Origin of the sequence: Flavobacterium notoginsengisoli (assembly GCF_042686225.1) — a bacterium.
GTDB lineage: Bacteria > Bacteroidota > Bacteroidia > Flavobacteriales > Flavobacteriaceae > Flavobacterium > Flavobacterium notoginsengisoli.
In genome coordinates this window covers 187,238-199,132 of sequence record NZ_JBHUOT010000012.1, presented here as the reverse complement: position 1 = coordinate 199,132, position 11,895 = coordinate 187,238, and the positions used below count along the sequence as shown (strand labels likewise).

General features: G+C 35.7%; 10 protein-coding genes and 1 riboswitch. Of the genes, 9 read left to right on the top strand and 1 reads right to left on the bottom strand.

Going from position 1 to position 11,895, the window contains the following annotated elements:
• Window positions 1-54: 54 nt before the first annotated feature.
• Entirely contained in the window at window positions 55-837 is a 783-nt protein-coding gene (locus tag ACFS3A_RS22925) for a sulfite exporter TauE/SafE family protein (protein ID WP_379827897.1), read from the bottom strand.
• Between the two features lie 313 nt (window positions 838-1,150).
• Here ACFS3A_RS22925 and ACFS3A_RS22920 point away from each other — a divergent pair, with 313 nt between their 5' ends.
• The 9 genes from ACFS3A_RS22920 (at window position 1,151) to ACFS3A_RS22880 (ending at window position 11,887) form a co-directional block, all read left to right on the top strand.
• Window positions 1,151-2,038 (top strand): sulfite exporter TauE/SafE family protein, encoded by an 888-nt coding sequence (locus ACFS3A_RS22920; RefSeq protein WP_379827896.1) that lies wholly within the window; start codon window positions 1,151-1,153, stop codon window positions 2,036-2,038.
• Window positions 2,039-2,066: 28 nt separating this feature from the next.
• The gene (locus ACFS3A_RS22915) at window positions 2,067-2,777 is read left to right on the top strand and encodes a phosphoadenylyl-sulfate reductase (protein WP_379827895.1); all 711 of its coding nucleotides are present in this window, start codon (window positions 2,067-2,069) and stop codon (window positions 2,775-2,777) included.
• A 156-nt stretch (window positions 2,778-2,933) separates the two neighbouring features.
• Window positions 2,934-3,833, top strand: coding sequence for a sulfate adenylyltransferase subunit CysD (cysD, locus tag ACFS3A_RS22910; RefSeq protein ID WP_035645595.1), 900 nt, complete (start codon window positions 2,934-2,936; stop codon window positions 3,831-3,833).
• A 159-nt stretch (window positions 3,834-3,992) separates the two neighbouring features.
• Window positions 3,993-5,237 (top strand): sulfate adenylyltransferase subunit 1, encoded by a 1,245-nt coding sequence (locus ACFS3A_RS22905; protein ID WP_379827894.1) that lies wholly within the window; start codon window positions 3,993-3,995, stop codon window positions 5,235-5,237.
• 81 nt (window positions 5,238-5,318) lie between these two features.
• Complete coding sequence (locus ACFS3A_RS22900) at window positions 5,319-7,409, top strand: HEPN domain-containing protein (RefSeq protein WP_379827893.1); 2,091 nt, start codon at window positions 5,319-5,321, stop codon at window positions 7,407-7,409.
• Window positions 7,402-8,175 carry a uroporphyrinogen-III C-methyltransferase gene (cobA, locus tag ACFS3A_RS22895; RefSeq protein WP_379827892.1) on the top strand — a complete coding sequence of 258 codons (774 nt, stop codon included), beginning with the start codon at window positions 7,402-7,404 and terminating at the stop codon, window positions 8,173-8,175. Before ACFS3A_RS22900 ends, cobA begins: the two co-directional genes overlap by 8 nt.
• Window positions 8,176-8,338: 163 nt before the next feature.
• Complete coding sequence (locus ACFS3A_RS22890; protein ID WP_379827891.1) at window positions 8,339-8,920, top strand: precorrin-2 dehydrogenase/sirohydrochlorin ferrochelatase family protein; 582 nt, start codon at window positions 8,339-8,341, stop codon at window positions 8,918-8,920.
• Between the two features lie 97 nt (window positions 8,921-9,017).
• Window positions 9,018-10,070 carry an NAD(P)/FAD-dependent oxidoreductase gene (locus ACFS3A_RS22885; RefSeq protein ID WP_073407989.1) on the top strand — a complete coding sequence of 351 codons (1,053 nt, stop codon included), beginning with the start codon at window positions 9,018-9,020 and terminating at the stop codon, window positions 10,068-10,070.
• 353 nt (window positions 10,071-10,423) lie between these two features.
• Window positions 10,424-10,540: riboswitch (SAM riboswitch) on the top strand.
• Window positions 10,541-10,882: 342 nt separating this feature from the next.
• Window positions 10,883-11,887, top strand: a complete 1,005-nt coding sequence (locus tag ACFS3A_RS22880) for a homocysteine S-methyltransferase family protein (protein ID WP_379827890.1) — start codon at window positions 10,883-10,885, stop codon at window positions 11,885-11,887.
• Window positions 11,888-11,895 lie beyond the last annotated feature (8 nt).

Sequence of the window (11,895 nt, the reverse complement as noted above, 5' to 3'; positions counted from 1 at the left end):
CCATTTCTGTTTTAATGAAATGGTCTTTTTTTATGTTTATAAAGTAATTTTAGTCTAAAAAATCAATTTGTATCCAGCCATAAAAAGCATTACGGCTATAGCGTTTCTCAGGAATTGATCCGGAACTTTTCCGCTTAGCATGCTTCCCATATAGATTCCGGGAAGCGATCCCATTAATAATTGCCCCAATAAACCTATATCCAAATTTCCCATAGAAGCGTGACCAATTCCTGCAACAAGTGTCAAAGGAACGGCGTGTGCGATTTCAGTTCCAACTAATCTTGGTGTTGGTAATAATGGATAAAGGAAAAATAAAGTTACAGTTCCTAAAGCTCCGGCTCCAATAGAAGTTAGAGTTACGGTTGCACCCAGTAAAACTCCAATTCCGATAGTCAGCATGTTTTGAGTCGTGCTTTCGCTATGAAATTTATCTCCCGCATGTTTTTGAGAGAATTTCAAAATTTTATTTTTGAATATAATAGCAATTGAGGTAAATAATAATGCCCAGCCTAAGCTGTATTTAATTACATGATTTATAGTTTCAATATCTGTTTTAATGCTGTTTAAAATCCATAGAGTGACTAAAGCAGCGGGAACACTTCCAAGGGTAAGCCACCCGGTAATTTTCCAGTTGATATTGCCTTTTTTATTGTGTACAAAAACACCTCCTGCTTTTGTAAATGCGGCATATAATAAATCGGTTCCTACTGCGGTTGTTGGCGGAATATTGAAGTATAATAAAATTGGAGTCATTAAAGAACCGCCGCCAACTCCAGTCAGTCCAACAATAAATCCAACGACTAATCCTGCAATTACAAGACCTATTTGAAAATCCATAAATAAAAGTTTGGGGGCTAAAATACAACAATTTTATAATAATCCTATCGATTTTATAGAGATTAAAAAATGTATTTAATAACCAAATTTTTTTGACGCTTAAATTGTTGCAATATCTTGTTATAGGGCATTATTTGTGAAATTATACAGTATAATTCTTAAAACTCTCTTTTAGAATGCAATAAAAGGCAGGTGAGGGCTTAAAAAAATAATAATATTGCTTTGTAATTTAGAAATAAGTAGTATTTTTGCAAAGTAATCTACTAACCCGATAGGGTAATAGGTTTTCAAAACGAAATTTAAACCTGTTAACATGGAGAAAGAACTGAAAATAAATAATACGGCCTCTTTTAAAGAGAAGCTTTGGATTGGAATTCCTGTTGTTTTACTAGTAGGTTTGTTACTCACTTTAATATACAATCATCACGCTGAATTTTCCTGGGACGGATTTGTAGCAGGATTCAATCAGGAATTTTTAGTGTTTTTTGCGATTGGAGTTTTTGCTCAGTTGGTTGACGGAACTTTAGGAATGGGATATGGAGCAACTTCGACGTCATTTTTATTGGCTTATGGAGTACCGCCGGTTGTGAGCAGTACTGCAGTTCACGTTTCAGAAATGTTTACAACGGGAGCATCGGCGCTTTCGCATCATCGTTTCGGAAACATCAATAAAAAACTGGTAAAGCATCTATTGATTCCGGGAGTTTTAGGTTCTATTACAGGAGCTTACTTACTATCAGACGTAATTGACGGAGATATTATAAAGCCATTTATTGCAGTTTACATGATTGTTTTAGCGATAATCATTATTAGAAAAGCGTTAAAAAAGAATATTGTAAAAAAGAAAACTAAAAAGTTAAGCGCTTTAGCTGTTTTCGGAGGTTTTATGGATTCTGTTGGAGGAGGAGGCTGGGGGCCAATTGTAACTTCTACATTATTAGGAAGAGGAAGAAATCCAAGATATACTATTGGTTCTGTAAATGCAGCTGAGTTTGCAATTTCATTTGCAAGTGGAATAACGTTCATGCTTTTCGGTGGAATCCATGGCTGGCAAGTAATCATCGGATTGATTTTAGGAGGAGTTATTTCAGCACCATTAGCAGCTTATTTAGTAAATAAAATCAAAAGAAAACCAATGATGGTTGCGGTTGGAGTGTTAATTATATTATTGAGTTTAAAAACATTATCTAAATTATTGTAAAAAATAAATTTAGAAAGGAAGAGAGATTATGAGTGCGATTATAGTACAAGAATTATTAGATAAAACAAAAGATTTTTCGCTTGACGAAACCTTAGTTTTTTTAGCAAAAAAATTTCCAGGAAAAGTAATTTTTTCGACATCTTTTGGCCAGGAAGATCAGGTAATTACAGATTTTATTGCAAAAAGCAACACAGATATTGCTGTTTTTACTTTAGATACAGGAAGATTGTTTCAGGAAACGTATGACGTTTTTCACAAAACATTAAAAAAGTATAAAAGACCAATCGAGGTTTATTTTCCGGAAGCAGCATCAGTAGAAAAGCTATTGCAGGAAAAGGGACCAAACAGCTTTTACGATTCAGTTGAAAACAGAAAAGAGTGTTGTTTTATTCGAAAAGTAATTCCGTTAAGAAAAGCTTTGGCAGGAAACTCAGTTTGGATTACGGGATTACGAGCCGAACAATCAGAAAACAGACATGATTTAAGTCTGTTTGAATACGATGGAAACTTCGAAATCATAAAATTCAATCCGTTATTAAAATGGACTTTAGAAGAAGTGGAAACGTATTTATCTGAAAACAATGTTCCGCAAAATCCATTGCACAAACAAGGTTTTGTAAGTATTGGATGCGCACCTTGTACCAGAGCAATCTTTCCAGGCGAAGATATCAGAGCTGGAAGATGGTGGTGGGAATCAAGCCATAAAGAGTGTGGGCTTCACAGTGCTAAGAAAGAGTAGACTTTTTAGAAGCAAGAAGAAAGAGGCAAGACTTTTTTAGAGAATAGAAAATAGATTACAGAATAAAGAGTGGAGATTTTAGATCAGGCAATTTGAAACTTTAAACATGAAACCTGAAACAAAATTTTCACAACAAAAATATCAAACAAAAAAACAATGAGTTCAGTATTAAAAACAAACGCTTTAGAGAGTGAAGCGATATACATTTTCAGAGAAGTAATTTCACAGTTTGACAAACCGGTTTTACTTTTCTCAGGAGGAAAAGATTCTATCACATTAGTGCGTTTGGCGCAAAAAGCATTTTTCCCTGCTAAGATTCCGTTTCCTCTATTGCATGTTGATACGGGACACAATTTCCCTGAGACAATTGCTTTCAGAGATAAATTGGTAGAAGAATTAGGTTTAGAGTTGATCGTTCGTAATGTTCAGGATGCCATTGATGAAGGAAAAGTAGTTGAAGAAACTGGAAAATACTCAAGTAGAAACAGTTTGCAGACAACAACACTTTTAGATGCAATTGAAGAATTTAAGTTTGATGCTTGTATTGGTGGAGCACGTCGTGATGAAGAAAAGGCGAGAGCTAAAGAGCGTATTTTCTCTGTTCGTGATGATTTCGGACAATGGGACGAAAAAAATCAAAGACCTGAGTTGTTTGATATTTTGAATGGAAAAATTGAAAATGGACAAAACGTTCGTGTTTTTCCAATTTCAAACTGGACAGAATTAGATGTTTGGAGTTATATCGAAAAAGAACACATCGAAATTCCATCAATCTATTTCTCACATAAAAGAAAAGTTTTTTTGAGAGACGGTTTAATCTGGTCGCATTCTCCTTTTGTGTACCAAGAAGAAGACGAACAAATCGAAGAAAGAATTGTTCGCTTCAGAACCGTTGGAGATATGAGTTGTACCGCAGCAGTTGAATCTTACGCAGCAACAATCGAAGAAGTTGTTGGAGAAATCAGAGAATCAACCATTTCTGAAAGAGGAGCCAGAATCGATGATAAACGTTCTGAAGCGGCGATGGAAAAGAGAAAACAACAAGGGTACTTTTAATAATTGTTAATTATGAATTGTTAATTGTAAATGCAATTCGGAATGGAATTTTAAAAGTAAAAATCAAGAAAACAAAAACATACAGATTTAAATTTTAGTTCAAAGGCAAGCAACTTGAAACTTGAAACAAAAATTAAACCTGAAACAAAATATTACAGAATGGACGTTTTAAAAATAGCAACAGCAGGAAGTGTAGATGACGGAAAAAGTACTTTGATCGGGAGATTATTGTACGATACAAAATCATTGACAACTGATAAAATAGAAGCAATCGAAAAAAGCAGTAAACAAAAAGGTTACGATTACCTTGATTTTTCTTTGGCAACTGACGGATTAGTGGCCGAAAGAGAACAAGGAATCACGATTGACGTTGCACATATATATTTTTCGACTGCAAAGAAAAGTTACATTATTGCTGATACTCCGGGTCACGTAGAATATACCAGAAACATGGTTACGGGAGCTTCGACTTCTCAGGTTTCAATTATTTTGATTGATGCCAGAAAAGGCGTTATCGAGCAGACTTACCGTCACTTTTTTATCAATAATTTATTGAGAGTAAAAGAAGTAATTGTTGCGATTAACAAAATGGATTTGGTTGACTATTCTGAAGAAGTTTTCAATAAAATCAAAGCCGATTTTGAGGCATTAAATGCAAAAAGTACTTTCAAAGAGCAAAACGTAAGCTATATTCCGTTAAGTGCCATCAACGGTGGAAATGTTGTGGACAAATCTGAAAATATGCCTTGGTATGAAGGACAAACGGTTTTAGAGCATTTAGAAGGATTACATTCTCATGATGTATACGAAGCAGGAAAAGCACGTTTCCCAGTTCAAACCGTTATTCGTCCAAAAACAGAGGAATATCACGATTTCAGAGGTTACGCAGGAAAATTATACGGAAACTCAATTAAAGTTGGAGATGCCGTAACAGTTCTTCCTTCTTTAACAGAATCAACAGTTACTAAAATTCACTTTTTCGATAAAACATTTGATGAAGCCGTTGCAGGTTCATCTATCACAATCGAATTAGAAAATGATATCAATGTAACAAGAGGTGATATGATTGTGAAATCATCAGAACTTCCAAAAATTGAAAAAGATATTACCACAACAGTTTGTTGGATGGACAGTAAAAAACTGGTTCCGGGAACTAAATATTTGGTACAACACAATACAAACAGAGTTTTAGCAAAAGTAGAAAGCATTAAAAATACTATTGCAACAGATTACTCTGGAACGACAGAAGCTTCACAATTAGCCATCAACGAAATTGGCGAGGTAACGATCAAATTAAGCAAACCGTTATATTTTGATTCATACAACGAAAACAAATCAAACGGAGCTTTTATCTTAATTGATACAGCAACAAACACAACAGCAGGAGTAGGATTCATTCGCTAGTTGATAGTTGATGGTTTTTGGTTGATAGTTATCTGCCAGCAAACCAACAACCAACAACTGACAACCAACAACTAAAGAGAAATGGAAAGTTTTAGAACAGAAATAGAAAATCCGGTAGTTCAGAAGGAGATTATCGAATTAGAAAAAAAGATTCATTTATTCCGTGGAGGAAAAATTGATGATGAGCGTTTTCGTAGTCTTCGTTTAGCGCGTGGAATTTACGGTCAGCGTCAGGAAGGCGTTCAGATGATTCGTATCAAATTGCCTTATGGTAAAGTAACCAGTGAGCAATTAGTGCGTATCACACAAGTTTCAGATGAATATTCTACAGGACGTTTGCATATTACAACACGTCAGGATATTCAGATTCACTATGTGAGTTTAGACAGAACTCCTGAACTTTGGGCGGATTTGGCTAAAGATGATATTACACTTCGTGAAGCTTGTGGAAACACAGTAAGAAATATTACAGGAAGCGAATTGGCTGGAGTTGACGTAAACGAGCCATTTGATGTTTCGCCTTACGCACACGGACTTTTTCAGTATTTGTTAAGAAACCCGATCTGTCAGGAAATGGGACGTAAATTCAAAATTTCGTTCTCATCTTCAGACGAAGATACCGCTTTGAGTTATTTGCACGATTTAGGATTTATTCCGAAAATTAAAGACGGACAGAAAGGTTTCAAAATCATGTTTGGAGGAGGTCTAGGATCTCAGCCAGCACATGCGGAATTACTTTCGGAGTTTGTTCCCGTAAACGAAATTATTCCAACAGCAGAAGGAATCATCCGTATTTTTGATAGATATGGTGAACGTGCTAAAAGAATGAAAGCGCGTATGAAATTCTTAATCAAAGAAATGGGAAGAGATGTTTTCCTTGATTTGGTTGAGCAAGAGAAAAAAGCCATCGCTTTTGAAACATACGAAATTGATACAACTGCTTTTGATGGTCCAATTCCAGAACCATTATTAGAAGTTCCGCAAGTTACAATTGAAGATACAAAAGCGTATGAAGCTTGGAAAAATTCGAATGTAATCAAACAGAAACAAGACGGTTATTATGCTATTGGAATTAAAGTTTTATTAGGAGATTTTTATACGGATAAAGCACGATTGTTAGCCAACTTAATTAAGAATTACGGAGCAAATGAATTGCGTTTTTCATTGCGTCAAAATATTGTAATACGTCACATAAAAGAAGAGAATTTACCATTCTTTTATCAAGAATTAGCGAAGTTGGATTTTGTTCAGCTAGGATATAATTCAGTTGGAGATATTACGGCATGTCCGGGTACTGATACTTGTAATTTGGGGATTGCAAGTAGTACCGGTATTGCAGAAGAATTAGAAAGAGTTTTAACGGCAGAATATCCTCAGTATTTAAACAAACGCGAAATCGAAATTAAAATTTCGGGCTGTATGAATGCCTGCGGACAGCATAATATGTCTGCAATTGGATTCCAGGGAATGTCGATTAACTCAGGAAAACTAGTTGCTCCGGCTTTACAAGTTTTATTAGGCGGAGGAAGATTAGGAAATGGCGCTGGACGTTTTGCTGATAAAGTAATCAAAGTGCCTAGTCGTAGAGGTCCTGATGCGTTGCGTACCATTTTAAATGATTTTGATGCTAACGGAAGCGGACAAAAATTCCTAGATTATTATGATACAAAAGGAGAAAAGTATTTCTACGAAATCTTAAAACCGTATGCAGATGTAACCAATTTAACAGAAGCCGATTTTGTAGATTGGGGTAACGCAGACAACTATGTAAAAGCAGTTGGAGTTGGAGAATGTGCAGGAGTTGTAATCGATTTAGTTGCAACATTATTGTTTGAAGCTAAAGAGAAATTGATTTTGGCTCAGGAATCTTTCGACGAGAAAAAATGGTCAGATGCAATTTATCATGCTTATGCAGGATTTGTAAATGGAGCAAAAGCATTGTTATTGTCAGAAAACCAAAAAACAAATCACCACGCAGGAATCGTTGATTTGTTTGATACTGTTTTCATCGACACAAATAAAATAGAATTAAACTTAACTTTTAAAGACTTGGTTTACCAAATCAATAAAAATGAACCATCTGAAGCTTTCGCTAAAGATTACATTGCTCAGGCAGTCGTTTTCTTTGACAAAATCGAAACTTTCAGAGCTCAGGAATTAGAAAATGCTTAATATAAAACCCAAAATAACTTTAGTCGGTGCAGGTCCGGGCGATCCCGATTTACTGACGCTGAAAGCTGTAAAAGCATTGGCTGAAGCTAATGTGGTTTTATACGACGCTTTGGCCAACGAAGAAATTCTGGATTACGCACCTAAAAATGCCATTCGAATTTTTGTTGGAAAAAGAATCGGAAATCATGCTTACACGCAGGATCAAATCAATCAATTGATTGTGGATAATGCTTTGACTTACGGAAACGTAGTTCGATTAAAAGGCGGAGATCCATTTATTTTCGGAAGAGGAAGCGAAGAAGTGGAATTTGCAGAAAGTTTCGGAATAGAAACCATCGTAGTTCCCGGTATTTCATCTGTAGTTGCCGTTCCTGCAAGTCAGGGAATTTCGATTACAAAAAGAGGCGTTTCAGAAAGTTTTTGGGCGATTACCGGAACAACATCAGATAGAAAATTATCTTCAGATATTGCATTATCAGCCAAATCTTCTGCAACAGTTGTGATTTTAATGGGAATGCACAAATTGCCTCAAATCATCGATTTGTTTCAAAAAGAAGACAAAGGAAATTTACCCGTTGCAATTATCCAAAACGGAACAACAACAGAAGAAAAAGTGGGAGTTGGAACGGTTGATTCGATTTTAAATATTGTAAAAGAAAAAGAATTAGGTTCACCAGCCATTATTGTTTTAGGCGAAGTGGTCCGCGAAAGCAATAAATTAAAAGGATTTTACGAAGAATTTCTATCAAAAGAAGAAATTCGTTAGAATTTATATGTTCCGTTAGGAACATTTCATCGGTAGAAAAAAAATGTTTTTCACAGTATAATGTTCCGTTAGGAACATATGATTGACGCTGATTTTGCAACGTCAGGTTTTAACCCGAAGTTTGCATTATTAATGGTTCCGTTAGGAACAACATATTGGTAACATGGAACAAAACGAATTATATCCAATATTTCTAAAGCTTCACAATTTAAATGTACTAATTGTAGGCGGTGGAAATGTAGGTTTAGAGAAACTTTCTTTTTTGCTAAAATCAAGTCCAAATGCAAATGTTGAGGTTGTAGCACCTGATTTTCATTTGGAAATTAAAGTTTTAGCCGAAAAACATCCTTCAGTTAAATTGACGGAAAAAAAGTTTAAAAAGAAAATGCTCAAAAAGCGTCACATGGTGATCGCTTGTACAGATAAGCTGGAAGTCAATAAAAAGGTGTATGATTTGGCTAGAAAACGTTATTTGATTTGCAATATAGCCGATACGCCCGATTTATGTGATTATTATCTAGGCGGAATCGTAACAAAAGGAAATGTAAAAATTGCCATTTCAACCAACGGAAAATCGCCAACAACAGCAAAAAGATTACGTGAGTTTTTCGAAGAAGTAATTCCGGAAGACATCAATCAAATGGTTGAGAACCTGAATGAATACCGAAAAACGCTAAAAGGCAATTTCGAAGAAAAAGTTAAAAGGATGAATGAGATTACCTCTTCATTAAAAAATAAAGAGTAAAAAAGTTTCGGAAAGAAATTAATGATAAAAATCATTGATAGTACAAGGATTTATTCGTTTCTTTGCGTTATTAAGAATGATTATAAACAACAACATAATGATTAAAACAGATATACTTATAATTGGAGCAGGCCCAACAGGTTTATTTGCCGTTTTCGAGGCAGGATTATTAAAATTAAAATGCCACATTTTAGATGCTTTGCCTCAACCAGGAGGACAGCTTTCAGAATTATATCCTAAAAAGCCTATTTATGATATTCCAGGTTTTCCAGAAGTATTAGCCGGAGATTTAGTTGACGGATTAATGGAGCAAATCAAACAATTTGAGCCAGGATTTACATTAGGAGAACGTGCTGAAACCATCGACAAACAAGAAGACGGAAGTTTTATCGTAACCTCAAACAAAGGAACAAAATTCCACGCGCCAGTTATTGCAATCGCTGGAGGTTTAGGAAGTTTTGAGCCTCGTAAACCGCTTATCGAAGATATCGAGTTTTATGAAGATAAAGGAGTAAAATATTTCATCAAAAATCCGGAGAAATTCAGAGATAAAAGAGTTGTAATTGCAGGAGGAGGAGATTCAGCATTAGACTGGTCAATTTTCTTAGCAAACGTAGCTTCAGAAGTAACTTTAATTCACAGAAGAAATGAATTCAGAGGAGCTTTAGATTCTGTAGAAAAAGTACAGGAATTAAAATCAGCAGGAAAAATCAAATTGATCACGCCAGCTGAGGTTATCGGAATCAATGGAGCAGAGCACGTAGAGTCATTAGACATCGAAGAAAACGGCGCACACCGTAAAATCGAATGTGACTATTTCATCCCACTTTTCGGATTAACACCAAAATTAGGTCCAATTGGAGACTGGGGATTAGAAATTGAGAAAAATGCTATTAAAGTAAACAATGCATTAGATTACCAAACCAACATTCCGGGAATCTTTGCCATTGGAGACGTAAACACATACCCAGGAAAATTAAAGTTAATCCTTTGCGGTTTCCACGAAGCAACTTTAATGTGCCAGGCCGCATACGGAATCATCAATCCAGGTAAAAAATACGTATTAAAATATACAACAGTTTCAGGAGTAGACGGTTTCGACGGAACTCGTAAAGAAGCTCCAAAAGCAGTTGTTAAGGCGATTGTTTAATCTGAGGTGCTGAGGTTCTAAGGGACTAAGGTTTTTATATACAAAGCTCAAACTTGTTATCAAGTTTGAGCTTTATTTTTTAGAAAACACGTAAAAACATAGCCAGTGGTTTCAACCACTGGAACGCAACGAATAGACATATCGCATTACTGCAACATATAAACACAACGCATAATCACAACACATAATCACAACACGTTTCCCGTGGTTAAAACCACGGGCTATATTTGAAAAACAAAAGCCAAACTTTAACCTTAGAATCTTAGCGCCTAAGTCCCTCAGAACCTTACAAAAAAAACATTTGCAAATCGAAACCCTATTTCATACCTTTGCACTGTTCTTAAAATTATTGTTCGTTATCACGAAAGGCGGAGGGATAGACCCGATGAAACCTTAGCAACCCTTTATCATAAAGAAGGTGCTAAATTCTACTTTATACGACATTTTCCAGTATTAAAGATAGATAACACAAATACATACTCGTATTTCTCAAAACTTTTCTCGATAACATATAATATTTACTGAAACAGATTCTGTATCAGGAGCGAATCATTGGCGCATTTTTGCAGTCAGTAGTTCCCGCTTTTCGTTGCAATCATTTTGCTTTTTAAAGAAAAAATCAAAATAATTTCCACTTCAATCGGGGCTAAAGAGCCAGCAATAGTGCACTTTTGGAATTAATATGAATAAAAATATCGAAGGTTAAACCCGACAGGTTTTTAAAACCTGTCGGGTTTAAATCGGAAATAGAATTAAATAAAAAAACTTAGCATCTTAGAACCTTAGTATCTCAGAAGCTAAAAAAAGAAGCCATGGCAATAACAATTCAAGAAGCAATAAAAAAAAATATCCTAATCCTTGACGGAGCAATGGGAACAATGTTGCAACGCTATAATTTCTCAGAAGAAGATTTCAGAGGAGAGCGTTTCAAAGATTTCCCGCATCCGTTAAAAGGAAACAACGATTTACTATCCCTAACACAACCACAAGCAATCCGCGATGTACACGCCGCGTATTATGAAGCAGGTGCTGACATTGTAGAAACCAATACCTTCTCAGGAACGACAATCGGTATGGCCGATTATCATATGGAAGATTTGGTTTACGAGTTAAACTATGAATCGGCAAAAATCGCAAGACAAGTAGCCGATGAGTTTACCGCGAAAAACCCAGAAAAACCACGTTTCGTTGCCGGTTCAATCGGACCGACAAACCGTACAGCAAGTATGTCACCAGACGTAAACGATCCAGGTTACAGAGCGGTAACGTTTGACGATTTACGAATTGCATACAAACAACAAGCAGAAGCTTTAATGGACGGTGGATGCGATTTGCTTTTAGTAGAAACAATTTTCGATACCTTAAACGCAAAAGCTGCGCTTTTTGCAATCGAAGAAGTAAAAGAAGAACGTAATCTGGATATTCCAATCATGGTTTCAGGAACGATTACTGATGCTTCAGGAAGAACACTTTCTGGACAAACAGTTGAAGCATTTTTGATTTCAGTTTCTCATATTCCGTTATTAAGCGTAGGATTCAATTGCGCCCTCGGAGCCGATTTGTTGAAACCGTATTTAAAAACATTAGCGCATAACACAAGCTTTAATGTTTCGGCGCATCCAAATGCAGGATTGCCAAATGCTTTTGGGCAATATGATGAAACTCCAGAACAAACACAAGCATTTATTAAAGAATATTTAGAAGATAATTTAATCAATATCATCGGCGGTTGTTGCGGAACAACTCCAGACCATATTCGATTAATGGCTGAGGTTGCTAAGGATTATAAGCCGAGAGTTGCGCCTGTTTTTTCTTAATTAAGGAT